Here is a 26,442-nt window from a genome sequence, read left to right as displayed (position 1 = left end):
ACCGTGTCGCGAGCTACTTGGCCGCATCAAGAACGGTCTGGCGTAGCTGGGCCGGCTTGAAAGCCACGTCGGGGTCCAGCTCGACGCCGTTGAGTTTCAGCGTCGGAGTGCCCGTGAGCTTCTGGGATTCCATGACCTTGGTGCTGTAGGCGATGTGCGCGGGCGCCTTCTCCTGGCTGGTCACACACTTCTCGAAGCCGGGGTCGGTCACCCCGGCGTCCTTGCCCCAGGCGATCAGGTCAGGGATCTTGAAACCCTCCACGAGCTCCGAGGGCTGCTCCTTGAACAGCTTGTCGTGGAAGACGCTCCAGGCCGCGCCCCCGGGGATGCAGCGGACCGCCGACGCGGCGCGCAGGGAGTTGGCCCGGGTGATCCCCTTGTTGGTCTGCTCCTGGAAGATCGTGATCGGGTGGTAGACCACCTTGGCCTTGCCCTCGGCCGCCAGGTTCTTGATCGTCGGGCCGCTGGTCTCCTCCAGCGCCCTGCAGGCGGGGCACTGGAAGTCCTCGTAGACGTCCAGGACCGGCTTCTCCACACCCGCCTTGGCCATGACCACCGAACCGTCCGCGGCGACGGTGATCGGCGCGAGCGCACCGCCGGCCTCCTCGGACTTGCTGCTCTGGGCGGCGAACCACCAGCCACCCCCGACGGCGGCGATCGCGACGACGGCCACGGTCACGATGGTCGCCACGCGCTTGCGCTTCTCCCTCTGCCGCTGCTCCTCGCGCTGCGCCTTGATCCGATCGCGCGCCGACTGATCCCGCCCGGCCTTGCCCATCAGTAAGTCTCCTTCTCCTGGAGCTCCTCGTCATCGCTCTCGTCCTCGTCGTACGACTCCTCGCCCGGGGTGAGCCCGAGCACGGAGTCCAGCGCGAAGCGGCCCGGGGGGAACAATGCGACGAACACGCCGAGCCCGAAGAGACCGAAGTCACGCAGGATGTCGATGAGGTAGTCGGGCTCCACCCCGGCCGCCAGCTGACCACCGCCGCCGAAGCAGCCACAGTCGATGCGCAGCCCGCGCGCCCACGCCGAGGCGATGCCGATGACGAACGCCAGCATGAGCAGCGCCGATATGACACCCGCCGCCCGGGTGAGCAGCCCGACGACCAGCAACACCCCAACGACGATCTCCAGGATCGGCAGGCCGTAGCCGACCGCCGTGGCGAGCGATTTGGGGAGCAGTTCGTATGCCTCGACCGCCTGGACCGAGAGCACCGGAGTGCCGATCTTGCCCCAACCCGCGACGATCAGCACGCCCGCCAGCACCAGCCGCGAGACGGTCGCTACCCAGGGTAGCGCCGAAATCACGATACGCGACCTATTGGGCGCGGGGTTATCAGAGGTCACGAGCACCATTCTCCTATTCCAAGCCCCGGCCACAGGCGTCTCCGGCGAATGCCCGGTATCCCAGGAAAACCTCATCACGAGCCTGATAAGCATCGGATAAGCCTGCCTGGCAGGCACGTGCGCGGGAGCGGCCCCTTCGCCGAGGAAGGGAACCGCCCTCCAACGGGCTCGTCAGCCGCGGACGCCCGCCGCCAGCTCGGCGCCCAGCTCACGGACCGACGCCAGCCCCGAGGCCTCGTCCGGCGCGTCGAGGACGCGGCGGATGAACGCCGAGCCCACGATGACGCCGTCGGCGTAGCCCGCCACCTCGGCGGCCTGCCGGCCGGTGCCGACGCCCAGGCCGACGCAGACCGGAAGGGAGGTGTGCGGGCGGGTGCGCTCGACCAGGCCCTGCGCGGCCGAGCCGACCGAGTCGCGGGCACCGGTGACACCCATCAGCGAGGCCGCGTAGACGAAGCCGGTGCAGCTGTCGACGACCGCCTTGATACGGGCCTCGGTGGAGCTGGGCGCGACCAGGAAGACCGTGTCGATCCCGGCCCCGGCACTGGCCTCGCGCCAGGGCCCGGCCTCCTCGGGGGTCAGGTCGGGGGTGATGGTACCCACCCCGCCCGCGTTCGCCAGGTCACGGGCGAAGCGGTCGGCGCCGTAACGGTCGATCGGGTTCCAGTACGTCATGACCAGGGTGGCGGCACCGGTCTTGGCCACGCCCTCGACGGTGCGCAGCACGTCGGCGATGCGGGTGCCGTTGGTCAGCGCCCGGTGGACGGCGTCCTGGATCGTCGGGCCGTCCATGAGGGGATCGGAGTAGGGCAGGCCGATCTCGATCACGTCGCAGCCCGCGTCCACCATGGCGGCGGCGACGGCGATCGCCCCCTCCTTGCTGGGAAACCCAGCGGGGAGGTATCCGATGAGGGCGGCGCGGCCGTCTGCCTTGGCCTTGGCGAACACCGTCTGAAGAGTCGTCATCGTTGTTTCCGTTGCGGTTCGTCCCCTCCGGCCCGCCGGAGGGAAGGCAAGTCGGTAGTCAGAGGTTGAAGTACTTCATCGCGGTGCCCATGTCCTTGTCGCCCCGTCCTGAGAGGTTGACCAGGATCGTCGCCTCGGGCCCCATCTCGCGGCCGAGCTTGAGGGCTCCGGCGAGCGCGTGCGAGGACTCGATCGCGGGGATGATGCCCTCGGTGCGGGCGAGCAGCGAGAAGGCGTCCATCGCCTCGGCGTCGGTGATGCCGTGGTAGGTGGCGCGGCCGGTGTCCTTGAGCCAGGCGTGTTCGGGGCCGACGCCCGGGTAGTCGAGCCCGGCCGAGATCGAGTGTGACTCGACGGTCTGGCCCTCGTCGTCCTGCAGCACGTAGGTGCGCGAGCCGTGCAGCACCCCGATGGAGCCGGCGGTGAGGGTGAGGGCGTGCTCGCCGCTCTCCAGGCCGCGGCCACCTGCCTCGTAGCCGTGCAGCCGGACGTCCTGGTCGCCGAGGAAGGCGTGGAAGATGCCGATCGCGTTGGAACCGCCGCCGACCGCCGCGGCGACCGCGTCGGGCAGCCTGCCGGTGAGCTCCAGCATCTGGCGGCGGGCCTCGACGCCGATGATGCGGGCGAAGTCACGGACGATCTCCGGGAACGGGTGCGGCCCGGCGATGGTGCCGAAGAGGTAGTGGGTGTGGTCGACGTTGGCGACCCAGTCGCGGAAGGCCTCGTTGATGGCGTCCTTGAGGGTCTGGCTGCCGTTGGTGACCGGGACGACCGTGGCACCGAGCAGTTTCATCCGGGCGACGTTGAGCGCCTGACGCTCGCAGTCGACGGCCCCCATGTAGATCACGCACTCCAGGCCCATCAGGGCGGCGGCGGTCGCGGTGGCGACGCCGTGCTGGCCGGCACCGGTCTCGGCGATCACTCGCGTCTTGCCCAGGCGCTTGGTCAGCAGGGCCTGGCCGAGCACATTGTTGATCTTGTGTGCGCCGGTGTGGGTCAGATCCTCACGCTTGAGGATGATCCGGGCGCCCCCCGCCTGCTCGGCGAAGCGGGGCACCTCGGTCAGCGTGGTCGGCCGCCCGGCGTAGGTGCGCAGCAGATGGTCGAACTCCCGAAGGAACTCCACATCGCTCTTCGCCTTGTCGTACTCCGCCGCGACCTCGTCCAGGGCCGGGATGAGCGCCTCGGGCACGTAGCGGCCACCGAAGATGCCGAACTTGCCGTGGATGTCCGGGTCGTTGCCGTGAAGGCCGTTCCCGGCGAGATCCGCGGCGGTGAGGACGGTTCCTTCGTGCGTTGTCACTGCTTACTGCCCCTCGGGTCGGGATGCGGGGTGGGCACCGGCGGTGACCAGGTCGACCACGGCGGCCCGCGGATCCTTGCCGGTCACCAGGCTCTCGCCTACCAGGACGGCGTCGGCGCCCGCCCTGGCGTAGGCGAGCAGGTCGTGGGGTCCGCGCACGCCCGACTCGGCGATCTTGATGATCCCGTCGGGAACCTTGGGGGCGAGCTTGGCGAACACGTCGCGGTCCACCTCAAGGGTCTTGAGGTTCCGCGCGTTGATACCGATGATCTTGGCTCCGGCGGCGAGCGCCCGGTCGAGCTCCTCCTCGGTGTGCACCTCGACGAGCGGGGTCAGCCCGATCGACTCGGCCCGCTCGATGAGCGAGACCAGCGCGTTCTGGTCGAGCGCCGCGACGATCAGCAGCGCCAGGTCGGCGCCGTAGGCGCGGGCCTCCCAGAGCTGGTACGAGGTGACGATGAAGTCCTTGCGCAGCACCGGGATGTCGACGACGGCGCGTACGGCGGCCAGGTCGTCGAGGCTGCCGCCGAAACGGCGCCGCTCGGTGAGCACGCTGATGACATGGGCGCCACCCGACTCGTAGTCGCCGGCCAGCGCGGCGGGGTCGGCGATCGCGGCCATCGCGCCCTTGGACGGGCTGGAACGCTTGACCTCGGCGATGACGGCCACCTGGTCGCCGCCCAGCGCCGCGTAGGCGTCACGGGGGGCGGGCGCCCGCCCGGCCCGCTCCTTGAGCTCGGCCAGCGTCACCCTCCCCTGCCGCTCGGCCAGGTCGGCGCGGACTCCTTCGAGGATTTCCTCAAGCACGCTCATTTGCCCTCCCCGCGAAGTTCAGAGGCCAGGTTCGCGAACGCTGCCGTGTCCGTGGTTCGCTCGCTCCGCTCGCTCACGAGTAAGGCCCCTCCCGATCGACTGCCCTTGTCTCGCCGATGCTATCGGCCCGGCCGGGGTCGCCCCGCCACTGGGTGAAGCACAAAGGTGACTATGGGGCTAAGAATTCCCCAAAAGGGAGATTTCGTACTATCCAAAACACGATCATTAAAGCAAGAAATAACCAGACATAGGCGGGGCGTATGGATTTCGCCACGGACGGCCCACTCGATTCCCCTCCGGACCGAGCCCCCCGCCAGGCACGCAGCGCCCAGCGCCCCCAGAGCACGACCAGCACCGGGATCATGAGGGTGACGAGCGGGTTGAGCCCCAGGGCCGTCACGGGATCGCCGTGGACGAGCGCGTGCACGGTCCGCAGGCCGCCGCAGCCTGGGCAGTACAGGCCGGTGAGCATGAGGAACGGACAGGTCGGGTAGTGGCCCGGCTCGCTCGGATCGACCGTCCCCACGAACGCGACGGCGGCGCCCGCCACCAGCGCGGCGCCGAGCGGCGCCGACATGGCCTGCGCACGCGAACCAGCGATCTTCCCCATGGGCATGGCCGTCGGCACCCCCTCACCGGCCACCCTACTTGCGCCGGACGCGAACCCGCCGCACAGGCCCGTCAGGTCGCCAGATCAGGTCAGGTCAGGTCAGACACCCGTCAGGGAGGCGCTGCCGACGAGGGCGCCGACCACGACCAGCCAGGCCAGCACCGCCAGCCAGCAGGCGATCCCGAAGTAGGACAGGACCAGGCCGGCGACGGCCATGCCCCGCCCCTCCTCGCCCGTCCGCTTGATCTGCCCCAGCGAGATGTGGCCGAGCACCACGCCCACGATCGAGGTGAGGCCGCAGAGGAACAGCCCCGCGATGCCCATGATCAGCGCGGCGATGGCCATGCCGTTGTTACCCCGAGGAGGCGGCGCGCCATAACCACCGTAGGCGTCGTAGCCGCCACCGGGCGGCGGACCGTAACCGCCGGACGAGCCATAGCCACCCGGGGGTCCATAGCCACCACCTCCCGGAGGTTGCCCGTAACCACCCGGCTGATTGCCATAACTCATGAATGACTCCCGATTATCTGAGTTGCGGGCGAAATCCTAGCGAAAACACTCCTGGGCCGAAGGGATCCGTACACGCCTGTAAGCACGTCGTGAGCAAGTCGTAGCCGGGGCGCACACCCCCGGATCCGGACCCCGGAGTACGGGATCAAGGACGACGCACCGAGTACGCGGAGGCCGCGGCTCCGCCGGGTCGGCGCTCCCGGGGGTCCGGGTCGACCGTCCGATGGGTCGGCGCTCCCGGGGGTCCGGGTCGACCGTCCGATGGGTCAGCGCTCCCTGGGGTCCGGGTCGACCGTCGGGTCGGTGCCCTCGTCGAGGGCGTCCCACAGCGCCCGCTCGCTGGGGGCGCTCTCGGCGGCGACGGAGCCCGTGCCACCGGAGGCGTGTCCCTTGCGGTGGTAGCGGTCGGACATGCCCGGCCATCGGCCGCCCCGCAGAAGGGCCGTCACCCCCCCGGCCAGCAGGAGCAGCCCTCCCACGGAGGCGAGGATCGGCCAGACGACGGCCGAGGCGACCCGCGGCACGGAGTCCACGGCCATCGGTGCCTGCGCCGCGGAGATCCGCAGCGCGGCGCTCGCGCCGCTCCCCCACCAGGAGGCGGCCACCATCCCGGCCCCGCAGAACACCATCACCACGCCGACGACCCTGCGCCACACGCCCGCCGTCGCGAGCACGGCGACCACGGCGGCGAGTGCCGCCCAGGCCGCGGGCCCCAGCGCGGGGGCCAGTTCCGCGGCGGGGACCGCCACCTCGCGGGTGCCGTACGTCACGGTGAACCAGTCGCGCCCGGCGGCGAGCAGCACGAGCGCGGCGCCGGCCACACACGCCGCCAGCCAGGTCCACAGCTCCCGCTTGGCCGTCACGCCCGGTTCACCGCCAGCTCGTCGGCGTCGAAGCAGGTCCGGTCGCCCGTGTGGCAGGCGGCGCCCACCTGGTCGACCTTGAGCAGGATGGTGTCGCCGTCACAGTCGAGCGCGGCGGACCTGACGTGCTGGACGTGGCCTGAGGTGTCGCCTTTCACCCAGTAGGACCCTCGGCTGCGCGACCAGTAGGTGGCCCTGCCGGTGGTGAGCGTACGATGCAGCGCCTCGTCGTCCATCCAGGCGAGCATGAGCACCTCACCGGTGTCGTACTGCTGGACGACGGCGGGAACCAGCCCGTCGGCGGTGCGCTTCAGCCGGGCCGCGATGGCAGGGTCAAGGGGCATGCGGCAATTGTGCCGTAACCAGGGAGAGGGGTGGCGTCCGGCATGGCCTCGCGAGCAGGCCGGGGGCTCCCCTGAAGACCGATCCGGCGAGATGCCTCGCGGTGGTGGAGGCCGCCACTCCAGGTACCGGGGCGCGTCGGTGAGCGGGCCGGGCGCGGCTCACAGCGGGCGCGGCTCAGCAGGCACAGCGGGCGCGGCTCAGCAGGCACAGCGGGCGCGGCTCAGCAGGCACAGCGGGCGCGGCTCAGCAGGCACAGCGGGCGCGGCTCAGCAGGCACAGCGGGCGCGGCTCAGCAGGCACAGCGGGCGCGGCTCAGCGGGCACGGTCGTCGTCGAGCACGTCGGCGGCGTGGACGACGATCCTGGGGTCGGGGGTGCCGACGACCTCGTGGTCCTTGTTCTCGTACTCGAAGAGGCTAAGGACGTGGCGCATGGCCTCGACCCTGGCCCGTTTCTTGTCATTGCTCTTGATCACCGTCCACGGGGCCTCCTCGGTGTCGGTGTGGACGAACATGTCCTCCTTGGCGGCGGTGTACTCCTCCCACTTGTCGAGCGACTTCAGGTCCATCGGCGACAGCTTCCACTGCCGCACCGGGTCGACCTGGCGGATCACGAACCTGGTGCGCTGCTCGGAACTCGAGACCGAGAACCAGAACTTCACCAGGTGGATGCCGTCGTGAACGAGCATCCGCTCGAACTCGGGTGTCTGTTTCAGGAACTCCAGGTACTCCCCGGGGCTGCAGAAGCCCATCACCCGTTCGACCCCGGCGCGGTTGTACCAGGAGCGGTCGAAGAAGACCATCTCTCCGGCGGACGGCAGGTGGTAGACGTAGCGCTGGAAGTACCACTGGGTGCTCTCGCGCTCACTCGGCTTCTCCAGCGCCACCACGTTCGCCCCCCGGGGGTTGAGGTGCTCCATGAACCGCTTGATCGTGCCGCCCTTGCCCGCCGCGTCGCGCCCCTCGAAGAGGATGACCAGGCGCCCCCCGGTGTCCTTGATCCAGTACTGAAGCTTGAGCAGCTCGATCTGGAGCAGCCGCTTGAGCCGGTCGTACTCGATCCGGTTCATCCGTTCCCCGTAGGGATACCTCTCCCGCCAGGTGTCGATGGGGGTACCGTCCAGGCGGACCAGAACGGGGTCGTCGTCGTCATCGTCGTCGACCCGCAGGTTGGACAGGTCGTCGAGCAGGCCCCCGCGGGCCAGCGCCGAACGGAGGTCCACAACGGGGGGCCGCTTCTCCGCGTGCTCCGCCTCTGCCATCGTTCCCTTCCCCTCGGGCGGACATCGAATCCACCCCCAACTTGCCCCCTACCTCGCTTTGAGCAGGCTAATCATCGGCAGGCTGCCCGATTTGTACCGATCCGACCCGGCGCCGCGCAAAGGCCCCCCTTCGAGAAGACCATCCGGGAAGCGCAGGGCCGACCGTGCCACCGCCCGCCGGCCATTCCGGCGAACGCCTCCCCGGCACTCGGCTCGCGGGTCGAAAAGGACGTTCGCCGGACATCGGCGGGCGCGGTGAATCGCGGACGACCGGCTCCTAGGAACGGGCGGACGAGACCCAGGAGGCGTGCAGGTCCGCGTAGACGCCGGGCCGCGCCACCAGCTCGGCGTGCGGGCCGCGCTGCACGATCCGGCCCCGGTCGAAGACGAGCACCTCGTCGGCCGCCTCGGCGGTGGAGAGCCGGTGGGCGATGGAGACGGCGGTGCGGCCCCGGGTGACGCCCTCCAGGGCGCGGGCCAGCCGTACCTCCGTCGCCGGGTCCACCGCGGAGGTGGCCTCGTCCAGCAGCAGCAGGTCGGGGTCCGCCAGGTAGGCACGGGCGAGCGCGACGAGCTGGCGCTCGCCCGCCGACAGCGACTCACCGCGCTGGCCCACCCTGGTCGACAGGTCGGCGGGCAGCCCCTCCAGCCAGTCGGTGAGCCCCAGCTCGGTCATGGCCAGCCGGATCTCCTCCTCGGTCGCCGAGGGGCGGCCGAAGGCGATGTTCTCGGCCAGGGTGCCGTCGAACAGGAACCCGTCCTGCGGGACCATCACGATGCGCCGACGCAACGAGGAGAACCTGACGGTCCGCAGGTCGTGACCGTCCACCGTGATCCGCCCCGAGACGGGGTCCATCAGACGGGTTAGCAGCTTGGCGAAGGTGGTCTTGCCCGAACCGGTCTCCCCCACCACGGCGATCCGCGAGCGCGGCGGGATGTTCGCCGACACCTCGTGCAGCACCGGCACCCCGCCGGGATAGGAGAATCCGACGTCCTCGAAGGAGACGGAGATTGGACCGCGCGGCAGTTCGACACCCTCCGGACCCGGGTCCGCGACGTCGGGCGGGGTGTCGAGCACGCCGAGGATGCGCCGCCATCCGGCGATGGCGTTCTGCGCCTCGTTGAGCACCTCGGTGGCGACCTGCATCGGCGAGACGAACAGCGTGATGAGGAACAGGAAGGCGACCAGGCGCCCCACGGTGATCTCACCGGCCAGGCCGAGTCGCACTCCGACCAGTACCACGGCGGCCAGGGCCACCGAGGCGACGATCTCGGTCAGCGGGAACACCGTCGCGACGATCCGCTGGGTGCGGGCCTGCGCCGCCTTGTTGGCGTCGATCGTGGCGTCGAGCCTTTCCGCCGTACGGGCCTCGGAGCCGTGGGCCCTGATCACCGCGGCGCCCACCACCGACTCGCTGACCGCGGAGAGCATGTCACCGGTGCGCTCGCGGACCCGGGTGTAGGCGCCGGACAGCCACCGCTGGAAGCGCGGCAGGACGACCATGAGCGGCAGGAAGCACGCCCACACCACCAGGGCCAGCTGCCAGGAGTAGACGAACATCAGCACGGTGGAGACCAGGAGTTGCCCCAGGGCGATGATGATCATCAGCCCGCCCCACTGCATGAACGTGCTGATCTGGTCCACGTCGCCGGTGACCCGGGAGACGAGGGCGCCGCGCCGCTCGGAGTTCTGGGTGAGGACCGACAGGTCGTGCACGTGCCGGAAGCCGCGCACCCTGAGGGTGGCCAGGGAGGACTCGGTGGCCCGGTAGAGGCGGACGTTCATCAGGTACGCGCACAGTGCGGTGAGCACCACGGCCGCGGCGCACAGCAGCACCGCGGTGCGGACGTAGGCCAGGTCGGGGGCCGCTCCGCCGAGCCCGGTGTCGATGGTCTGCTGGACCGCGATCGGTACGATGATCTTGCCGACCGTGGCCACCACGGCCAGTGCGAGCGTCCCGGCCAGCCCCTTGCGGAATTCCGGCGTGAGCGAGAGCCCATGCCTGACGGTGGCCACCCCGGAACGCTCGACCCCCTGAAACGAGCTCAAGCGCTGACCTCTTCCTCTTGCTCCGCGTCGAGCGCGTCGCGTTCGGCTTCCTGACGTTCGTAGGCGGTGACCAGGTTGCGGTAGCCCTCGCAGCGGGCGAGCAGCTCCGCGTGGCCGCCCCTGTCGACGACCCGGCCGTGCTCCAGATAGACGATCTCGTCGGCCAGGGCGATGGTGGCCATCCGGTAGGCGATGACGACCACCGTGGAGACCTGGGCCGCGTCCCTCAGCCCATACAGGATTCTGGCCTCGACCTGCGGGTCGACGCTGGAGGTGGCGTCGTCCAGGACGAGCAGCCGCGGGCGGCGCACCAGCGCGCGGGCCAGGGCGATCCGCTGGCGCTGGCCACCGGAGAGGGTGGTGCCGCGCTCTCCGACCTTGGTGTCCAGCCCCGTGGGAAGGGCGCTGACGAACCCCTCGGCCTGGGCCAGGCGCAGCGCCTCCCAGACGTCCTCGTCGCCGACCGGCCGGCCGAGGGTGACGTTGCCCCGTACGGTGTCGTCGAACAGGAACGTCTGCTGCGGCACCAGCGCCACCGCGTCGCTGACCCCGCCCCTGGTGACCTCGCGCAGGTCCGTGCCGTCCACCAGGACGTTGCCCCGTACCGGATCGACCAGGCGGACGAAGGTCTGGGCGAGCGTGGACTTGCCGGAACCGGTGGGGCCGACCAGGGCGACGGTGCGGCCGGGGTCGACCTCCAGGCTCACGTCGTGCAGAACGGGGAAGTCACCGTCACCGTCACCGTCACCGCCGCCGTAGGCGTAGCCGAGGCCGCGGACCTCCAGCCTGGCGGGGGCGGTGCCGGCCAGCTCGACGGCGCCGTGCTCCATGGAGCCGGTCGCGTCGAGCACCTCCCGGATCCGCCGGTAGCCGACGACGGCCCGGGGCAGTTCGGCGAGCACCCAGCCCAGCGCGCGGATCGGGAAGGCCAGCAGGGTGAACAGGTAGGCGACCTGGACGAGCACGCCGGAGCCGATCGCGCCGCTCTCCAGCCGCATCGCGCCGATCAGCAGCACGGCGAGCACACCCAGGGTGGGCAGCGCCTCAAGCACCGGGTCGAACAGGCCGCGGACCCGGCCGACGGCGATGTTGGCGTCGCGCAGCTCATCGGCCTTGGCCAGGAACCTGGCGGTCTCATCGTCCTCGCGGCCGAGGGTCTTGACGACCAGGGCGCCGTCGAAGCTCTCGTGGGCGATCTCGCTGACCTCCGCGCGCAGCTGCTGGGCGCGGGTGGCCAGCGGGTTGAGTCTTCGCTGGTAGACCAGGTTGAGCACGGCGATCGCGGGAAAGACCAGGAAACCGACGAGGGCGAGGATCGGGTCGGTGATCACCATTGCGACGGCCGCGGTGACCAGCATCACCACGACGCCGACCGCCATCGGCAGCGGCGCGAGCGGCGCCCAGGCGGCCTCGACGTCGGAGCCGGCGTTCGACAGCAGCTGCCCGGTCGGGTGCCTGTGGTGCCAGGCCAGCGGAAGCCTCAGATACTGCCGGGTGACGTCCCGGCGGGAGCGGGCCTGCATCCGGTACTGCATGACCCCGGCGAAATACCGCCGACCCGCCACGCCCAGCGCCTTGAGCAGGGAGACTCCGAGGATGATCAGCGCGCCGAAGGTCAGCGCGCCGGTCGTGATCCGCCCGTTCTCGAAGGCGGGCAGCACGACGTGGTCGGTCGCCCAGCCGAGCGCCCACGCCGCCGCGACGGTCATCAGGCCGTACAGGGCGCTGGACAGCACCGCGGCGGCGAAGATCGCTTTTTCCGCTCGGATCGCCACCCCGAGGACACCGAGCCCCTGACGCATGACTGCGGTGGTCACCTTGCTCGCCACGCGGGAGGTGTCCTTTCGACGGGAAACATTTCTACCTAAGTCCCTATCAAGCTGGATCATGCGGTTATTCCCGAAGCAACCCCGACAAGATCACACATACACCTCTGATTGCTCACACAACGATATTGTTAGGATCATCAAATGAATCACGCCCGTGCCGAACGCGCCGCGCTCAGCGACCTGTTCGCCCAGCTCGGCCCGGATGCCCCTACCCTCTGCGAGGGCTGGACCACCTTCGACCTCGCCGCCCACCTCGTGCTGCGCGAGCGCCGCGCCGACGCGCTCGGCGGAATCCTCCTCAAGCCGCTGGCCGGATACACCGACAGGGTGCAGGAGTCACTGAAGACCAGGAAGGGCTACCCGGGCCTCGTCGAGCTCGTGCGCTCAGGGCCGTCCGGGCTCTACCGCCTTCCCGGCCTCGACCAGACCGTCAACGCGACGGAGTTCTTCATCCACCACGAGGACGTGCGGCGCGCGCAGCGGGTTTGGGAGCCGCGCGAGCTGCCCGCCGACCTTGAGGAGAGGTTCTGGAAGCAGATCCGCGGCGGCATCCGGGTGTTCCTTCGCCGCTCCCCCGTCCGGGTGGTCCTGCACCGCATCGGCGGGGGCGTCGCCATCGGCGGCCCCAAGGACGCCCCGCGGCAGGTCGAGGTGACGGGCCGGGCCGGAGAGCTGCTGCTGTTCTGCTTCGGCCGCCAATCCCACGCCAAGGTCGACCTGAGCGGCGACGACGAGGCGGTGGCCAAGCTGATGGACGCCCCCCTGGGCGTCTGAGCCTGACCGGCCCCCGGCGGCGGCACGCCGGGGTGACCGGATGCCACCGGACACCGAGTTTCCTTAGTTTTTCCGGCGGCTTCCCGCACACCGGTATTCGCGATCCCACCGCCTATCCCTAGCCCTACCGGTATACCTGACAGTGAGGATTGGACAGGAGCGCCTCGCCACCGCACGATGGCTGATGTGACCTATGTCAAACTCGCGACCAGACCATGGTTTGCCCCTGTGGGATGGGTATGATCATCAAAATCCGGGAGCCACCCGGGCCGCAGATGCCAAAGATCGATAAAATTCGGGTATATACGGCTGGGATTGGAACTGCCAGGAGGCCCCCATGCAGGTCAAGAAGGTCCTCACCTACCTCGGGGTAGCGTTCGTGGTCTTCTATCTGTTCACCAAGCCCGCCGAGGCGGCGGGCGCGGTCAACGGAGTCTTCGACGGGATCGTGAGGGGAGCAGACCAATTGGCTCTGTTCGTGACACGAGTACTTAGCTGACCGCCCGGCGGGAACCCCCGCCCCGAACCATGTCACCCGCGCTCCTGACCGATCCACGGAGGAGCGTCCCCTCCGACACCAGAACGCCGCACCACCTACTTCACCGATCCCGGGAACGCATCACGAGGATCGCCGTAGGCCGCCACCCCCTACCCGCGAGCCACCGACCGAAACCCCACCCGCCGCCCAGAGCCGCGCGGCCCCGCCGTACAGAGTGGTACGGCGAACGGTCTGACCCGATCATGGATGACCACGGGAAACATCACGGCACTCCCTTGATGATCTTTCCGGCACCTTGAGAGGGAGGTCCGTTTCTCGTACGGGAGGATCGTTCATGCGGGGCACGCGGGGTTTCTCCCTGGTCGGGTCGCTCGTCGCCGGAGCCGTCACCTTCGGCCCACCGGCGACCCCACAGGTCACCTTGGCGACCCCGGCCTCCGTCCAGGCAGCCGCCTCCAAGGGCCCGGCACCGGTACGGACACCGGCCGACGACGGTGTCGAACGACCCGCCGTGAAACCCGAGCGGCCCATCGTGGACGACGCCGACCCCCCGCCGCCCTCCGCCCACCCGTCCCTCGGCCACTTCGGCGCCCCCGCCGACCGGCCGCTGCGAGGCAGGATCACCCTGGCCAACCCGACCGGCGAGACGCTCGGCTTCAGGGTGGCCGACCCCACCCTCCTGCCCGCCGGGATCACACTCGACGCGGACGGCCTGCTCGGCGGCGCCTCCCGGGTGCCCGGCACCTGGACGGTCCCCATCGAGGCGTGCGCCCCCTCCGGCGCCTGCACCACCGGCACGGTGACGATCACCATCACCTGCCGCTGCGCCGGCCCGCTCCCCACGGCCACGGCCCCGGCCTCCTCCCCCTCCGGCCCGGCTCGCTCACCCGGCTGACCCCACGACGCCGAACCGACCGGCAAGACCGCTCGCGACCCCGCGAGATCAACGCCCCAGCAGCGCGGTCCCAGCACATAACAACAGGTCAAAGACTACTGGACCCCCCCGAACCGGTCCGGGGGAAATGCCGAAGTGCTTCCACTCTCCCCGAAGACGTGTTACGCAGAAAGCGTGGGAGATCATCACGACGCCGGCGGAGCCGACACGCTCGACTCCGCGACACGACGCGTCATCGAACGTGTCACCGAACGCGTCAACACCGACGGCATCAAACTGATCCGCTTCCTGTACGCCGACCACGGCGGCGTGATCAGGGGTAAGGCCACCTCCCGCTCCCTGCTGGCCGAACGGCTCCGTACCGGCATCGGGCACACCGTCGCGATGATGGCGATGAACATGCTCGACGAACTCCAGAACGTCAAGGGGCTCGGCCCGGTCGGCGAGGTCCGTCTCGTCCCCGACCCGGCCACCTTCGTCCAGTTGCCTTACGCCCCCGGCTCGGCCGCCATGCTGTCGGACCTGCGCCAGGTCGACGGCTCCCCCTGGCCCGCCTGCCCGCGCACCTTCCTGCGCGAGGCCGTCGCCACCCTGGCCGGCGAGGGCCATGCCCTCGTCGCCGCCTTCGAACCCGAGTTCACCCTCGGCCGCCGCCAACCCGACCCCGAGGGCGGCCTGGACCGCCTGATCCCCGCCGACGACAGCCTCTGCTACTCGACGGTCGGCTTCAACCAGGCCCACGACTACGCGACGAGTCTGATCCACGCCCTGGAGAACCAGGGCCTGCGGGTCGAGCACTACCACCCGGAACTCGGCCACGGCCAGCAGGAGTTGTCGATCCACCACGCCCCCGCCCTGCGCGCCGCCGACAACCACCTGATCTACCGCGAGACCGTCAGGGGCGTCGCCACCCGCATGTCGATGTGGGCCTCCCTCGCCCCCAAACCCCTCGCCGACCAGGCGGGCAACGGCACCCACCTGCACCTCTCCCTCTGGGACCCCGCCCTGCAGACCAACCTCTTCGCCGACCCCTCCGACCGGTACGGCCTGTCGGCCGCGGCCTACCGCTTCATCGGCGGCCTGATCGCCCACCTGCCCGCGCTCACCGCGCTGACCTGCGGCTCGGTGAACAGCTTCCGGCGTCTCACCCCGAGGGCATGGTCGAGCGCGTACGCCTGCTACGGAATGGACAACCGCGAGGCCGCGGTGCGCATCTGCTCCCCCACCGGCCGGGACGCCGCGGCATCCACCAACCTGGAGCTCAAACCCTCCGACTCCTCGGCCAACCCCTACCTGTCGCTCGGCGCCGTCATCCACGCCGGCCTGGACGGCATCCGCAGCGAACTCGACCCCGGCGACCCCGTCAACGTCGACCCCGCCACCCTCCCCGCCGGCCGCGTCTCCCGCCTTCCCACCACCCTGGACGAGGCCCTGGACGCCTTAGAGGCCGACGACGTCCTCATGCACGCCCTCGGCCCGCTGCGCGCCTCCGCCTACCTCGCCGTCAAACGCTCCGAGGCCCGCTCCTTCGCGGCCCACAACACCGCCTACGAACTCTTCCACCACTTCCGGGTCTTCTGAGCGGCACTGAGAGCGTTCACGAAGACGTCACACCCCGGGGTGAGCGCCTCGGCGAGACCGCCACGCCCTACAGAGCGGCCGGATACCCGCCCGTGTCGATCGTCAGCAGCACCGGCTCCGGCAGCGTGAACGGTTTGCCGAAGGAACTCACGCTCTCGCGTGTGTAGCGGTGGCCGTCGGGCTCGCTGAACACCCTGATGGTCTCGCACTTACGATCGATGATCACGTAGACGGGAATCCTCATCAAGGCGTACGCCTCCGGCTTGTCGCCGTAGTCCTCGGAGCGGGTGTTCTTCGACACCACCTCGACGACCGCCGCCACGATCTCCTTCCGAACCGGATTCTCGTCATCACTGAGGCTCCCAGCCGGAATGATCACAATGTCAGGCTGTGGCCCCCGGTGGTCGCCGGGGGTCCCGACCCCCATGTCAGGCAGAGCCCACCACGCGTCGGAGGGAATCTGCCGGATCGTCTCACTGACGATCAGGTTATGAAAGGCGGACGCGGACGCCTGCATCACGATCTTCCCGGCGTACCACTCGACCTTGTACCCGTCGCGCTCCGCCGCCAACGCGAGGAGTTCGCTGAACGTCCTCGAATCGTCTGACATCTCGGCCCCTTCTCTCCGCACCTACATCCAATGATGTCAGCGAACGGGGTGGTCTGGCGCATGCCCCAGATCATCGTCGGGCCATGGTGGTCACGGCCGCCTCCGCAGACCCCGTAGACCATCGGCTCCTACGGAACGTTTTGCCTCGTCGAACTCAAACGATCCGACCAAGCGATCTCTGAACTACAGCAACGAATCGCGACAATGGGCACCGGTCTCCTCCGAGAACGAGGCATCCTTCAACTGCGATACGCGACCGCACTGATCCAGAAACGCGAGATCCCCGCAGCCGCCGCGATGATCGGCGAAGCCGCCCAGATCGTCATCGGCCACAGCTCCGCCAGACTCGCCAACTCCATACGCCAGGCCCGCACCCGCCTCCAACCGTGGGAGGACAACAGACACGTCCACGACCTGGACGAACGACTCCGTACCCTCTCCATCATCGCCTGAGCCGATTCCCATGCGGAATGCCCGGCCACGCCAGCACACATCCCCCGAGCAGATCATTCACCGACCAGGGGCGCGACGACACTGTCGGCCGGCGGGGAGAGCCTGTTGCCCAGCCCTGAGCTCCTTTCCTCAGAGGCGCTTCAGCTACGGCGACCACCAGAGCAGCCCGTACGAGAGCTTCAGCACCGGAATGCCCCCTGGGCGGCCCGAAACAGAGTGACTACGGCCCGCGCCCCACACGACGGAACCACAGTGCGCGGAGGCGGGCCGGTGTTCCGGGCGGCGTATAAAAAGCGCAACCCCCACGCCCGAGCAGGCCGGAGGCCTGAAGAACCAGACCTCCGCCACGACGTCCGCCGGAACACCGGCCCGCCGCAGCGCGAACCACGCCCGGCCCGGCGCCTCGCGCCCAATCGTCACGAATCAGTAGGAGTTCACAATCAGCCCATCCAGCAGCATGAGCCCGCACGCCGGTGAACACGCTGTCCGGCTCAGGAAACCGTGCTATGAGACGCCCAGGCCCCCCGATAATCTGGTACCTATGACCGTTGCGCATGAGTCCGAGCCTTACGGATCGCTTCCATGGGCTCCGCGTTACTGGGGCTCCGACGAATTCATGATCTACGACTTCGGCGACATCGGCCGCCGCTTCGAGCTTGAGGACGGCTGCATCGTGATGACCCCCGCGCCCTCCATCCGGCACCAGCGCATCGCCCGCCGCCTCATCAACGCCATCGAGGCATGCCTGCAGGCCGAAAACCTGGGCCTGGATGTGGAAGGGCCGGTCAACTACCGCCTCAACTCCGACACCGTGTTCGCCCCCGACATCGCCGTCTTCCGGCGCGACACCGACAGTGACCTCTACGTGGAACCACACGAGATCGAGATCCTCGCGGAGGTCACCTCCACCAACTCCAACCGCGATCGCCTCACCAAGATGAACCGCTACGCCCGCACCAAGTGTGAGTGGTACTGGATCATCGACCAGAACACCCTCGTCATCGACGTCTACCAACTCGACGGCGACCTCTACCGACAGGTGACCGCCCTCACTCCCGGCACCGCCGCCCTCCTGCCCGGCCCCGTCCCCTTGACCATCGACCCCGCAACCCTCGCCTGAGGCTACGGCCGCTTCGCATTGGAGCCCAACCCTGAGCTCCTTCCCGCAGCAGCGCTTCAGCTACGGCGACCACCCCTAAAAGCAGCCCGTACGAAGGCTTCAGCACCGGAAAGTCCCCTGGACGGCCGGAAAGAAAGCAGCTACGGCCCGCACCCCGTGAGAACAGGAACATGTGCGCGGAGGCGGGCCGGTGGTCCGGGCGGCGTATAAAAAAGCGCAACCCCGAGCGCCCGAACAGGCCGGAGGCCTGAACCACCGGACAGCAACTGAGACGGCCGCCCGGACCACCGGCCCGCCGCAGCGCGCACCAACCCCGCGCCCCCGACCAGCCCACAGGAACCAGGAACCAGCATCAAAAACAACGAACGACGTCAGCGAACGGGATACCCCGCCCCCCGCAAAGCGTCCTTCACATCGCCGATCTTGAGCTGCCCGAAGTGGAACACCGACGCCGCCAGCACCGCGTCCGCCCCCGCCTCCACCGCCGGGGGAAAATCCCCAACGGCACCGGCACCACCACTGGCGATCACCGGAACCGACACCACGGCCCGCACCGCCCGGATCATCTCCAGGTCGTAGCCGTCCCGGGTCCCGTCGCCGTCCATCGAGTTGAGCAGGATCTCCCCCGCCCCCAGCTCCGCGCCCCGCCGAGCCCACTCCACCGCGTCGATCCCGGTCCCCCGGCGACCGCCGTGCGTGGTCACCTCGAAACCGGACGGCGTCGGCGGCCCGTCGACGACCCGGCGGGCGTCCACCGACAGCACGATGCACTGCGCCCCGTACCGCTGCGACGCCTCGGTCAAGAGCTCAGGCCGCGCGATCGCCGCCGTGTTCAGCCCCACCTTGTCCGCGCCCGCCCGCAGCAGCCTGTCGACATCCTCGACCGAGCGCACTCCCCCGCCCACGGTCAGCGGGATGAACACCTGCTCGGCCGTCCGGCTGACCACGTCGTACATCGTCGACCGGTCAGAGCTCGAAGCAGTGATGTCCAGGAACGTCAGCTCGTCGGCCCCCTCCGCGTCATAGCGACGGGCCAGCTCGACCGGGTCTCCGGCGTCGCGGAGGTTCTCGAAGTTGACGCCCTTGACCACCCGCCCGGCGTCCACGTCCAGACAGGGAATCACACGCACCGCGACACTCATCGACAACTCCTTCAGGAACGCACAGCGGCAAGGGCGTCTTCGAGGGTGAAGGCCTGCGCGTACAGCGCCTTGCCCACGATGGCCCCCTCGACGCCGATCGGGACCAGCGAGGCCAGCGCGCGCAGGTCCTCCAGGGACGAGACCCCGCCGCTGGCGACCACCGGCTTGTCGGTACGGGAGCAGACCTCGCGGAGCAGGTCCAGGTTCGGGCCGCGCAGCGTGCCGTCCTTCGTGACGTCGGTGACGACGTACCGGGGACAGCCGTCCTTCTCCAGCCGGGCCAGAACCTCCCACAGGTCACCGCCCTCCTGGGTCCAGCCCCGGGCGGCCAGGGTGGTCCCCCGGACGTCGAGGCCGATCGCGATCCGGTCACCGTACTCAGAGATGATCTTAGAACACCAGGCGGGGTTCTCCAGCGCCGCGGTACCGATGTTCACCCGGCGGCAGCCGGTGGCCAGCGCGAGCTCCAGCGAGGCGTCGTCACGGATGCCCCCGGACATCTCCACGTTCACATCCAGCGCGCCGACCACCGTGGCGAGCAACTCACGGTTGCTGCCCCGGCCGAAGGCCGCGTCGAGGTCGACCAGGTGGATCCACTCGGCGCCGGCCTCCTGCCAGGCGAGCGCCGCGGACAGGGGGTCGCCGTACGACGTCTCGGTGCCGGCCGCGCCCTGGACCAGGCGGACCGCCTGACCGTCGGCGACGTCCACGGCGGGGAGCAGCTCAAGCGACATCTGTTCAAGACCTCCGGTCGAAGACAAGCGTGAGAAAAAGCGGAACGAACAGCAAGGAAAGCACGAGCACGCCGAACCGTGCCGCCCACGAGGACCACAGCAGCCAGACGATCACCTGCACGATCAGGAACAGCACCGCCGCGACACCGTTCTGCGCCCGGCGGCGGCGGGCCATGATGCCGCCCTGGGAGACGATCCGGACGGGCCTGCCCGGCAGCAACGCGGTCACCCTGCCGACGCGCTCGCGCCGCCGCGCCAGCCGCGCCTCCCGCTCGGCGCGCAGCGCGGCCAAGCGCACCTGCTCGGCCTCCCGCTCGGCCCTGCGCCTGGCCCGTTCCCTACTCATCAAAGGCCCATCAAAAACTCAGCCGACGATCCCGAGCCAGTTGGTGAGCAACCGGGCTCCGGCGTCGCCCGACTTCTCCGGATGGAACTGAGTGGCCATCAGCGGGCCGTTCTCCGCCGCCGCGACGAACGGCACCCCGTGCTCGGCCCAGGTGACCAGCGGATCGGCAAACCCGGGCCCAGGCTGGAGCTCCCAGGTTCGCACGCCGTACGAGTGCACGAAGTAGAAGCGCGTATCCGCGTCGAGCCCGGCGAACAGCACGCTCTCAGCGGGCGCCTTGACCGTGTTCCACCCCATGTGCGGCAGGACCGGCGCCTCCAGGGACTCCACAGTGCCCGGCCACTCCCCGCAACCCTCGGTCGTGACGCCGTGCTCGACGCCCGTCTCGAAGAGGATCTGCATGCCGACGCAGATGCCCAGAACCGGCCGCCCGGCCGACAGGCGCCGGGCGATGATCCGCTCCCCCCGCACCTCGCGCAGCCCGGCCATGCACGCGGCGAACGCCCCCACGCCGGGGACGACGAGACCGTCGGCCTCCATCGCCGCCTCGTAGTCGGCGGTCACCGTGACCTCCGCACCGACCCGGGCCAGCGCGCGCTCCGCCGAACGGAGGTTGCCCGATCCGTAGTCGAGAACGGTTACCTTCTTCACCACCAGAGCACCGCCGCCGTGGTCGCCAGGGCCGCGAGGGCGGCGAGCAGCACCGCGCCCTTCTTCAGACCCTGTTTGAGGAATGAGACAATCCCACCGACGAAGAAGAGCGCGATGAACGCCATCGCGATGGCCGACCAGTTGTCGCTCACCGTCGCCTCCCCCTCTCCCCGGCAGAAATCACAGCACACCCTTCGTGCTCGGCACCCCGGTGGCGCGCGGGTCGCGCTCGCAGGCCGCCCGCAGCGCCCTGGCCAGGGCCTTGAACTGCGCCTCCACGATGTGGTGGGCGTTGCGGCCGTAGGGGACGCGCACGTGCAGGCAGACGGCGGCCTGAGCGACGAACGACTCCAGGATGTGCCTGGTCATCGTCGTGTCGTACTCCGGGCCGATCATCGGAGCCATACCCTCGGGCTCGCTGTGCACCAGGTACGGCCGCCCCGACAGGTCGACCGTGACCTCCGCGAGCGACTCGTCCAGCGGGCAGGAGGCGTTACCGAACCTCCGCAGGCCCGACTTGTCGCCCAGCGCCTCACGGAACGCGGCGCCCAGCGCGAGCGAGGTGTCCTCGATCGTGTGGTGGGCGTCGATGTGCAGGTCCCCCTCGGTCTTCACGACCAGGTCGAACAGCCCGTGCTTGCCGAGCTGGTTCAGCATGTGATCGAAGAACCCGACACCGGTGGACACCTCAACCTTCCCGGTGCCGTCGAGATCGACCTCGACCAGCACCGAGGTCTCCTTGGTGACGCGCTCGACGCGACCGCGACGCGGTGCGGTGATACTCACCAGAACCTCCCGAGGATGCCCCGGCCTTCAGGCCGGGGAGGCATTGGGAGCGGGAGTGCCGCCCAGGCCCGAGCGTGCCCTGACCGGTCAGTCATTTCGATCAGCTTCTTTCTGAGTCGTGTAGCCGTAGCCGTCCGCGCGTTGAAGATGACGGACGTGCCGGTGGTTGATCCCGGCGATGCGACCGTGCCGGGTGGTGATGTCGAACGAACCGGAGGAGCGGACCAGGACTCGCCCGGCGTGAACCCCGGCCTTCTTGCCCGCCGGAACGTTCGCCCGGACCAGGTCGCCGGTTTGGAAGCCGTGGCGCAGTTTGATCCGTGGCCGGAGAAGGCGGGGGAACCCGTATCGGTCGGGGGTGGTGCGGGCGTAGGCGCCGCGACCGGTCGCCGCGACCACCAGGACCACCGGCGGCCAGGCGGTCACGGTCTCCAATTCTCCGACGTGCAACGCGTCCAACGTGTGCGACTTCGGCGCGCCGGTGCGCGAGCGGTTCCACTTCGTACGACCGCCCGAGGCGGTGTGAACGGGCAGGCCGGTCGCTTCCAGTGCCCGCCACAGCGCCCACCGGGTGGCGTTGACGGCGGCGGCGTCCCGCAGTGGAGCCTTCGCCTGCTTGAGGATCTTCGCCAGGAGTGCGGGGCTGGTTTTCAGGAACTCCCGCACGGGGGTGGCGTTCTTGGTCTGGTTGCACTGGACGCAGGCCAGGGTGAGGTTGCTGATCCGGTCGGAGCCGCCCCGGCTGCGGGGGTGGATATGGTCGAGGTTGAGCGGTACGCCGCTCGCGCCGCAGTAGGCGCAGGTGCGCCCCCACTTGGTCAGCAGGTATTCGCGGACCTCGTACCCGGCCAGGGTGCCCTGCTGATACTCAACGCCTTCCAACGGCTTGCCCGCCGACAGGGCGTGGGTGTCGAAGGAGACCTTCTCCATGTGGACGGCGGTCACGGGCGCCCACCGGGTCAGCCGCGCCACCTGCGACATGGTGCCCTCGACGCGGTGTCGCAGGGATGGCGCGAGCCACCCCTTCGGCTTGGTGCGGTTGAGGAATCGGGGGGCGCGGTAGCGCAGGTTCCGCCCCCGGCGGCCCCGGCGCAACGCGGCCCGCGAGGCAAGCCTGTCGCGGATCAGTGCGCCCCGATGGTCGAGCCGGATCGCATACCGTCCGGCCCGGCTCCCCTCATGGTCGGTGAACACCGCCAGGCCGGTGTGCTTGCTGCCGGGGTCGATACCGACCTGCACGCCTGCCACGGTGGAATCGGCCAGCGACCGGTCCTTGAGACGGATGACGAACGGGGTGCGACGGGCCACGACCGCCCGCCCGGCCGCCAGCAGGCGACGGGCACGGGCAGGATGGCAGGGGTCGAGCGGGTGGCCGCGGACGTCCAGGACGAACACGACCGGGTGAACCTCACGGTTCGCTCCCTCGGACGCCGAAGCGTCCTCGGGGTGACGCCGAGCAGACCGGGTGCCGGTCCGCTCGATCTCCCCTCGCCCAGGTTGAACACCAGGTACCGCCGCCAGGCGGTGTCCGCGAGCCGTTTCGTGCCCACCCTCGGGCGTGTCTGCTCCCACGGATTCCAGAGCGGCAGGCTGAGGAAGCACCCGCCGGTGGGTCTGCGATCTCATGTTCAACGTAGCCATCAAAACGCACCTCCTTGAGCTGACGGCCAGGGCTGGTCAACGCGGGGCTTCAAAGCGCATCGCTGCACCTCGAGCCCCCTCCCTCAGGAGGGGGTCGTTGACAGGATCTCCTCCAGGGCGGCGCGAAACGCCGCCATCTCCTCTGTCGTTCCGATGGACACTCTCAGCCACCCGGGCGGTCCCACCTCGCGGATCAGCACCCCGCGATCCAGCATCCCCTGCCACACCGCGCGCCGGTCCTCGAAAAGCCCGAACAGCACGAAGTTGGCGTCCGAGTCGGCGACCTTCAGCCCCCGGGCGCGCAACCAGTCCACGACGGCGTCACGCTCGGCCCGCAGCGCGTCGACCGCGCCGAGCAGCTCGGCGCGGTGGGCGAGCGCGACGCGCGCCGCCGTCTGGGTGAGCGTGGACAGGTGGTACGGCAGACGGACCAGCAGCAACGCCTCGACCACCGCCGGGTGGGCGGCCAGGTAGCCAACCCGGGTGCCGGCCATGGCGAACGCCTTGGACATCGTCCGCGTGACGATCAGCCGGGGATTGCCCGGCAGCAGGGTCAGCGCCGACGGGGTGCCGGTGCGGGCGAACTCGAAGTAGGCCTCGTCCACCACCACCATGCCCGGCGCCGCCTCGACGATCCGGGCGATCACCTCCGGCTCCAGGGCGGTGCCGGTCGGGTTGTTGGGCGAGGTCAGGAAGACGACGTCGGGCCGGTGCTCCTCGATCGCGGCGACGGCCTTGCCCGGGTCGATCCCGAAGTCCTCCTCACGCGCCCCGGAGATCCACTCGGTCGAGGCGCCGGTGGTGATGATCGGGTGCATCGAGTAGGACGGCTCGAAGCCCATCGCGGTGCGGCCGTGACCGCCGAAGGCCTGCAGGATCTGCTGGAGCACCTCGTTGGAGCCGTTGGCAGCCCAGAGCTGTTCCGGTCCAAGGCCGTGACCGAGGTATCCGGCCAGCTCCCGGCGCAGGCCGAGCGCGTCGCGGTCGGGGTAGCGGTTGAGCTCGGCGGTGACGCTCCGCACCGCCTCGGCCAGGTCGGCGACCAGCGACGCCGAGGGCCCGTATGGGTTCTCGTTGGTGTTGAGCCTGACCGGGACGTCGATCTGCGGGGCACCGTACGGCGTGCGCCCCCGGAGATCGTCTCGGATCGGCAGGTCTTCGAGCTTCACGACGGGATCTCCACCTCGAACCGGAAACGGACGGCCACGTCTCGCACGGACGGGCAGACCCCTGCGGCTCTCGCGGGGACCCGTCGAGCCACCTGGCTGGTAAGCATGGAAAAAACCCTCACGAGGGCACCTCCCAGTCGAACCGCGCCCTGATCGCCGCACCGTGCGCCGGCAGGTCCTCGGTGTCGGCCAGCACGCACACGTGGGCGGCGGCCCCGGCGAGGGCCTCGCGGCTGTAGTCGACGACGTGAACGCCCCGCAGGAACGTCTGCACCGACAGCCCCGACGAGTGACAGGCGCAGCCGCCGGTGGGCAGCACGTGGTTGGAACCGGCCATGTAGTCGCCGAGCGAGACCGGCGCGTAGGCTCCAACGAAGATCGCCCCGGCGTTGCGGACCCGGGCGGCCAGCGCGGACGCTCCCTCGGCCTGGATCTCCAGGTGCTCGGCGGCGTAGGCGTCGACGACGCGCAGCCCCGCCTCCATGTCGTCGACCAGCAGGATGCCGGACTGGCGCCCGGAGAGCGCCTCGGTGATCCGCTCGGCGTGCTTGGTGGCGGCGACCTGCGCCGGCAACTCCCGCTCGACGGCCTCGGCCAGCTCCACCGAGTCGGTGACGAGCACGGCGGCGGCGATCGTGTCGTGTTCGGCCTGACTGATCAGGTCGGCGGCGACGTGCACCGGGTCGGCCGTGGAGTCGGCGAGGATCGCGATCTCGGTCGGACCGGCCTCGGAGTCGATGCCGATACGGCCCTTGAGCAGGCGCTTGGCCGCGGCGACCCAGATGTTGCCGGGACCGGTGACCATGGTGACCGGCGGGCACTCCTCGGTGCCGTAGGCGAACATCGCCACCGCCTGGGCGCCACCGACCGCGTAGACCTCGTCCACACCGAGCAGCGCGCACGCCGCCAGGATGGCCGGGTGCGGCAGGCCGCCGAACTCGCGCTGCGCGGGCGAGGAGACCGCCAGGGAGCCCACCCCCGCCTCCTGGGCGGGGACGACGTTCATGACCACGCTGGAGGGGTAGACCGCCCGGCCGCCGGGGACGTACAGTCCCACCCGGTCGACGGGCACCCAGCGCTCGGTGACGGTGCCGCCGGGCACGACCTGGGTGGTGACGTCTGTGCGCCGCTGGTCACGGTGGACGAGGCGGGCGCGGCGGATCGACTCCTCCAGTGCCGCCCTGACCTTCGGGTCGAGCCTCTCCAGTGCCCCGGAGATCGCCTCGACCGGCACCCGGGTGGACTCCAGTTCGACGCCGTCGAACCTGGCGGTCAGCTCCCGCACCGCGGCGACCCCACGATGATGCACGTCGTCGCAGATGGGCCGCACCTTCTCCAGGGCGGCTTCGACGTCGAGGTCGGCGCGGGGCAGCACGTCGCGCAGGTCCTCGGGAAGAGGCCCGCGCAGATCGGTACGCGAAATCACCCGTTCAGTCTACGGAGGTCCGCCACCCGGTATCGTCACGTCCATTATCCGGACAGCGCCTTTACTATGTAGATTTTAACCAGCCGCTACGCTTGCCCCGTGAGCAAGAGCAAGAGCAAGGGCGGCCAGGGAACCCCCGCGACCGTGGCCCTGACCCAGGCCGGAGCCGCCTTCACCCTGCACCCCTACGAGCACGACGCGAACGCGCAGGCCTACGGCGAGGAGGCGGCCGACGCCCTCGGCGTGCCGTACGGGCAGATCTTCAAGACCCTGGTGGCCGAGGTGGAGAGCGGGCTGGCCGTCGCGGTGGTGCCGGTGGCGGGCAAACTCGATCTCAAGGCGTTCGCGGCGGCGCTGAGGAGCAAGCGGGCCGCGATGGCCGACGCGGCCAAGGTGGAGCGGGTCACCGGCTACGTGGTCGGCGGCATCAGCCCGCTGGGGCAGCGCAAGCGGCTGCCGACCGTGGTCGACGCCTCCGCGCTGGACTTTCCGACGATCTACTTCTCCGCCGGTCGGCGCGGGCTGCAGATCGAGGCCTCCCCCTCGGAGCTGGTACGCCTCACCGGAGCCGTCACCGCGCCCATCGGCAAGAACGGCTAGCAAGGGCTTTCCGGCCCGGAGAGCCGACGAGATCTTCGGCCCCCCTGTGCGTCGGCCCGAAGATCTCGTCGCACAAGGGTCACACAAGGTGGGCCGAAGATCTCGTCGCACAAGGTGGG

The 26,442-nt window shown here is 69.8% G+C and carries 29 protein-coding genes; 7 read left to right on the top strand and 22 right to left on the bottom strand.

Going from position 1 to position 26,442, the window contains the following annotated elements; translation table 11 throughout:
- Positions 1 to 13: 13 nt before the first annotated feature.
- The 12 genes from OG884_RS30040 to OG884_RS29985 form a co-directional block, all read right to left on the bottom strand.
- Positions 14 to 778 carry a DsbA family protein gene (locus tag OG884_RS30040; protein WP_326638432.1) on the bottom strand — a complete coding sequence of 255 codons (765 nt, stop codon included), beginning with the start codon at positions 776 to 778 and terminating at the stop codon, positions 14 to 16.
- Positions 778 to 1,308 (bottom strand): MauE/DoxX family redox-associated membrane protein, encoded by a 531-nt coding sequence (locus tag OG884_RS30035; RefSeq protein ID WP_326638430.1) that lies wholly within the window; start codon positions 1,306 to 1,308, stop codon positions 778 to 780. Before OG884_RS30035 ends, OG884_RS30040 begins: the two co-directional genes overlap by 1 nt.
- A gap of 210 nt (positions 1,309 to 1,518) precedes the next feature.
- Complete coding sequence (gene trpA / locus OG884_RS30030) at positions 1,519 to 2,313, bottom strand: tryptophan synthase subunit alpha (RefSeq protein WP_326638428.1); 795 nt, start codon at positions 2,311 to 2,313, stop codon at positions 1,519 to 1,521.
- Between the two features lie 58 nt (positions 2,314 to 2,371).
- Positions 2,372 to 3,541: a tryptophan synthase subunit beta gene (gene trpB / locus OG884_RS30025; RefSeq protein WP_326647036.1), complete on the bottom strand. Its 1,170-nt coding sequence runs from the start codon at positions 3,539 to 3,541 to the stop codon at positions 2,372 to 2,374.
- A 78-nt stretch (positions 3,542 to 3,619) separates the two neighbouring features.
- Positions 3,620 to 4,429: an indole-3-glycerol phosphate synthase TrpC gene (trpC, locus tag OG884_RS30020; protein ID WP_326638426.1), complete on the bottom strand. Its 810-nt coding sequence runs from the start codon at positions 4,427 to 4,429 to the stop codon at positions 3,620 to 3,622.
- A gap of 169 nt (positions 4,430 to 4,598) precedes the next feature.
- Positions 4,599 to 5,045 carry a DUF2752 domain-containing protein gene (locus OG884_RS30015; RefSeq protein WP_326638424.1) on the bottom strand — a complete coding sequence of 149 codons (447 nt, stop codon included), beginning with the start codon at positions 5,043 to 5,045 and terminating at the stop codon, positions 4,599 to 4,601.
- A 93-nt stretch (positions 5,046 to 5,138) separates the two neighbouring features.
- The gene (locus OG884_RS30010) at positions 5,139 to 5,549 is read right to left on the bottom strand and encodes a DUF4190 domain-containing protein (protein WP_326638422.1); all 411 of its coding nucleotides are present in this window, start codon (positions 5,547 to 5,549) and stop codon (positions 5,139 to 5,141) included.
- Positions 5,550 to 5,815: 266 nt separating this feature from the next.
- On the bottom strand, positions 5,816 to 6,412 hold the full coding sequence (locus OG884_RS30005; protein ID WP_326638420.1) for a Trp biosynthesis-associated membrane protein: 597 nt from the start codon (positions 6,410 to 6,412) through the stop codon (positions 5,816 to 5,818).
- Positions 6,409 to 6,756 carry a phosphoribosyl-AMP cyclohydrolase gene (gene hisI / locus OG884_RS30000; RefSeq protein WP_326638418.1) on the bottom strand — a complete coding sequence of 116 codons (348 nt, stop codon included), beginning with the start codon at positions 6,754 to 6,756 and terminating at the stop codon, positions 6,409 to 6,411. Before hisI ends, OG884_RS30005 begins: the two co-directional genes overlap by 4 nt.
- Before the next feature lie 313 nt (positions 6,757 to 7,069).
- The gene (gene ppk2, locus OG884_RS29995) at positions 7,070 to 8,017 is read right to left on the bottom strand and encodes a polyphosphate kinase 2 (protein ID WP_326638416.1); all 948 of its coding nucleotides are present in this window, start codon (positions 8,015 to 8,017) and stop codon (positions 7,070 to 7,072) included.
- Between the two features lie 277 nt (positions 8,018 to 8,294).
- A complete protein-coding gene (locus OG884_RS29990; protein WP_326638414.1) occupies positions 8,295 to 10,067 on the bottom strand; it encodes an ABC transporter ATP-binding protein in 1,773 nt (590 codons plus the stop codon).
- Complete coding sequence (locus tag OG884_RS29985; RefSeq protein WP_326647035.1) at positions 10,064 to 11,869, bottom strand: ABC transporter ATP-binding protein; 1,806 nt, start codon at positions 11,867 to 11,869, stop codon at positions 10,064 to 10,066. The genes OG884_RS29990 and OG884_RS29985 overlap by 4 nt, the downstream gene beginning before the upstream one ends.
- A 168-nt stretch (positions 11,870 to 12,037) precedes the next feature.
- Here OG884_RS29985 and OG884_RS29980 point away from each other — a divergent pair, with 168 nt between their 5' ends.
- From OG884_RS29980 to OG884_RS29965, 4 genes are all read left to right on the top strand, one after another.
- A complete protein-coding gene (locus tag OG884_RS29980) occupies positions 12,038 to 12,670 on the top strand; it encodes a TIGR03085 family metal-binding protein (protein WP_326638413.1) in 633 nt (210 codons plus the stop codon).
- A gap of 337 nt (positions 12,671 to 13,007) precedes the next feature.
- A complete protein-coding gene (locus tag OG884_RS29975) occupies positions 13,008 to 13,169 on the top strand; it encodes a hypothetical protein (protein WP_169750203.1) in 162 nt (53 codons plus the stop codon).
- Between the two features lie 334 nt (positions 13,170 to 13,503).
- The gene (locus OG884_RS29970; RefSeq protein WP_326638409.1) at positions 13,504 to 14,064 is read left to right on the top strand and encodes a putative Ig domain-containing protein; all 561 of its coding nucleotides are present in this window, start codon (positions 13,504 to 13,506) and stop codon (positions 14,062 to 14,064) included.
- A 174-nt stretch (positions 14,065 to 14,238) separates the two neighbouring features.
- Positions 14,239 to 15,645 carry a glutamine synthetase family protein gene (locus OG884_RS29965; RefSeq protein WP_326638407.1) on the top strand — a complete coding sequence of 469 codons (1,407 nt, stop codon included), beginning with the start codon at positions 14,239 to 14,241 and terminating at the stop codon, positions 15,643 to 15,645.
- A 67-nt stretch (positions 15,646 to 15,712) separates the two neighbouring features.
- Here OG884_RS29965 and OG884_RS29960 read toward each other — a convergent pair whose 3' ends face one another.
- Positions 15,713 to 16,255 carry a Uma2 family endonuclease gene (locus OG884_RS29960; RefSeq protein ID WP_326638405.1) on the bottom strand — a complete coding sequence of 181 codons (543 nt, stop codon included), beginning with the start codon at positions 16,253 to 16,255 and terminating at the stop codon, positions 15,713 to 15,715.
- A 204-nt stretch (positions 16,256 to 16,459) separates the two neighbouring features.
- Here OG884_RS29960 and OG884_RS29955 point away from each other — a divergent pair, with 204 nt between their 5' ends.
- Together OG884_RS29955 and OG884_RS29950 are read left to right on the top strand one after the other, a co-directional pair.
- A complete protein-coding gene (locus OG884_RS29955; RefSeq protein ID WP_326638403.1) occupies positions 16,460 to 16,708 on the top strand; it encodes a hypothetical protein in 249 nt (82 codons plus the stop codon).
- Between the two features lie 541 nt (positions 16,709 to 17,249).
- The gene (locus OG884_RS29950) at positions 17,250 to 17,828 is read left to right on the top strand and encodes a Uma2 family endonuclease (RefSeq protein ID WP_326638401.1); all 579 of its coding nucleotides are present in this window, start codon (positions 17,250 to 17,252) and stop codon (positions 17,826 to 17,828) included.
- A gap of 371 nt (positions 17,829 to 18,199) precedes the next feature.
- Here OG884_RS29950 and hisF read toward each other — a convergent pair whose 3' ends face one another.
- From hisF to hisD, 9 genes are all read right to left on the bottom strand, one after another.
- Positions 18,200 to 18,970 (bottom strand): imidazole glycerol phosphate synthase subunit HisF, encoded by a 771-nt coding sequence (gene hisF, locus OG884_RS29945; RefSeq protein WP_326638399.1) that lies wholly within the window; start codon positions 18,968 to 18,970, stop codon positions 18,200 to 18,202.
- 11 nt (positions 18,971 to 18,981) lie between these two features.
- Positions 18,982 to 19,704: a bifunctional 1-(5-phosphoribosyl)-5-((5-phosphoribosylamino)methylideneamino)imidazole-4-carboxamide isomerase/phosphoribosylanthranilate isomerase PriA gene (gene priA / locus OG884_RS29940; RefSeq protein WP_326638397.1), complete on the bottom strand. Its 723-nt coding sequence runs from the start codon at positions 19,702 to 19,704 to the stop codon at positions 18,982 to 18,984.
- 4 nt (positions 19,705 to 19,708) lie between these two features.
- Positions 19,709 to 20,050, bottom strand: a complete 342-nt coding sequence (locus tag OG884_RS29935) for a hypothetical protein (protein ID WP_326638393.1) — start codon at positions 20,048 to 20,050, stop codon at positions 19,709 to 19,711.
- Between the two features lie 18 nt (positions 20,051 to 20,068).
- On the bottom strand, positions 20,069 to 20,704 hold the full coding sequence (gene hisH / locus OG884_RS29930) for an imidazole glycerol phosphate synthase subunit HisH (RefSeq protein ID WP_326638391.1): 636 nt from the start codon (positions 20,702 to 20,704) through the stop codon (positions 20,069 to 20,071).
- Positions 20,698 to 20,853 (bottom strand): hypothetical protein, encoded by a 156-nt coding sequence (locus tag OG884_RS29925; protein WP_326638389.1) that lies wholly within the window; start codon positions 20,851 to 20,853, stop codon positions 20,698 to 20,700. Before OG884_RS29925 ends, hisH begins: the two co-directional genes overlap by 7 nt.
- A 28-nt stretch (positions 20,854 to 20,881) precedes the next feature.
- A complete protein-coding gene (hisB, locus tag OG884_RS29920; protein WP_326638387.1) occupies positions 20,882 to 21,487 on the bottom strand; it encodes an imidazoleglycerol-phosphate dehydratase HisB in 606 nt (201 codons plus the stop codon).
- Between the two features lie 87 nt (positions 21,488 to 21,574).
- Positions 21,575 to 22,882 carry an RNA-guided endonuclease IscB gene (gene iscB / locus OG884_RS29915; RefSeq protein ID WP_326638385.1) on the bottom strand — a complete coding sequence of 436 codons (1,308 nt, stop codon included), beginning with the start codon at positions 22,880 to 22,882 and terminating at the stop codon, positions 21,575 to 21,577.
- A 329-nt stretch (positions 22,883 to 23,211) separates the two neighbouring features.
- On the bottom strand, positions 23,212 to 24,297 hold the full coding sequence (locus OG884_RS29910) for a histidinol-phosphate transaminase (protein ID WP_326638383.1): 1,086 nt from the start codon (positions 24,295 to 24,297) through the stop codon (positions 23,212 to 23,214).
- A gap of 118 nt (positions 24,298 to 24,415) precedes the next feature.
- The gene (gene hisD, locus OG884_RS29905) at positions 24,416 to 25,723 is read right to left on the bottom strand and encodes a histidinol dehydrogenase (protein WP_326638381.1); all 1,308 of its coding nucleotides are present in this window, start codon (positions 25,721 to 25,723) and stop codon (positions 24,416 to 24,418) included.
- 99 nt (positions 25,724 to 25,822) lie between these two features.
- Here hisD and ybaK point away from each other — a divergent pair, with 99 nt between their 5' ends.
- Positions 25,823 to 26,323 carry a Cys-tRNA(Pro) deacylase gene (ybaK, locus tag OG884_RS29900; protein ID WP_326638379.1) on the top strand — a complete coding sequence of 167 codons (501 nt, stop codon included), beginning with the start codon at positions 25,823 to 25,825 and terminating at the stop codon, positions 26,321 to 26,323.
- The last annotated feature ends 119 nt before the right edge of the window (positions 26,324 to 26,442 follow it).

It is taken from the genome of Streptosporangium sp. NBC_01755 (assembly GCF_035917995.1).
In the GTDB taxonomy this organism is placed as follows: Bacteria; Actinomycetota; Actinomycetes; order Streptosporangiales; family Streptosporangiaceae; genus Streptosporangium.
The sequence above is the reverse complement of the archived record's forward strand: the minus strand, read 5'-3'. Positions and strand labels throughout refer to the sequence as shown.

What these genes read in the sequence shown, in the direction of transcription:
- OG884_RS29975 (WP_169750203.1), top strand. Translation starts at nt 13,008, where the DNA reads ATGCAGGTCAAGAAGGTCCTCACCTACCTCGGGGTAGCGTTCGTGGTC.
- OG884_RS29985 (WP_326647035.1), bottom strand. Translation starts at nt 11,869, where the DNA reads ATGCGTCAGGGGCTCGGTGTCCTCGGGGTGGCGATCCGAGCGGAAAAA.
- OG884_RS29935 (WP_326638393.1), bottom strand. Translation starts at nt 20,050, where the DNA reads ATGAGTAGGGAACGGGCCAGGCGCAGGGCCGAGCGGGAGGCCGAGCAG.
- OG884_RS29955 (WP_326638403.1), top strand. Translation starts at nt 16,460, where the DNA reads ATGGGCACCGGTCTCCTCCGAGAACGAGGCATCCTTCAACTGCGATAC.
- hisF (WP_326638399.1), bottom strand. Translation starts at nt 18,970, where the DNA reads ATGAGTGTCGCGGTGCGTGTGATTCCCTGTCTGGACGTGGACGCCGGG.
- hisI (WP_326638418.1), bottom strand. Translation starts at nt 6,756, where the DNA reads ATGCCCCTTGACCCTGCCATCGCGGCCCGGCTGAAGCGCACCGCCGAC.
- OG884_RS29980 (WP_326638413.1), top strand. Translation starts at nt 12,038, where the DNA reads ATGAATCACGCCCGTGCCGAACGCGCCGCGCTCAGCGACCTGTTCGCC.
- trpC (WP_326638426.1), bottom strand. Translation starts at nt 4,429, where the DNA reads ATGAGCGTGCTTGAGGAAATCCTCGAAGGAGTCCGCGCCGACCTGGCC.
- OG884_RS30015 (WP_326638424.1), bottom strand. Translation starts at nt 5,045, where the DNA reads ATGCCCATGGGGAAGATCGCTGGTTCGCGTGCGCAGGCCATGTCGGCG.
- ppk2 (WP_326638416.1), bottom strand. Translation starts at nt 8,017, where the DNA reads ATGGCAGAGGCGGAGCACGCGGAGAAGCGGCCCCCCGTTGTGGACCTC.
- OG884_RS29970 (WP_326638409.1), top strand. Translation starts at nt 13,504, where the DNA reads ATGCGGGGCACGCGGGGTTTCTCCCTGGTCGGGTCGCTCGTCGCCGGA.
- OG884_RS30040 (WP_326638432.1), bottom strand. Translation starts at nt 778, where the DNA reads ATGGGCAAGGCCGGGCGGGATCAGTCGGCGCGCGATCGGATCAAGGCG.
- OG884_RS29960 (WP_326638405.1), bottom strand. Translation starts at nt 16,255, where the DNA reads ATGTCAGACGATTCGAGGACGTTCAGCGAACTCCTCGCGTTGGCGGCG.
- OG884_RS30010 (WP_326638422.1), bottom strand. Translation starts at nt 5,549, where the DNA reads ATGAGTTATGGCAATCAGCCGGGTGGTTACGGGCAACCTCCGGGAGGT.
- priA (WP_326638397.1), bottom strand. Translation starts at nt 19,704, where the DNA reads ATGTCGCTTGAGCTGCTCCCCGCCGTGGACGTCGCCGACGGTCAGGCG.
- trpA (WP_326638428.1), bottom strand. Translation starts at nt 2,313, where the DNA reads ATGACGACTCTTCAGACGGTGTTCGCCAAGGCCAAGGCAGACGGCCGC.
- OG884_RS29950 (WP_326638401.1), top strand. Translation starts at nt 17,250, where the DNA reads ATGACCGTTGCGCATGAGTCCGAGCCTTACGGATCGCTTCCATGGGCT.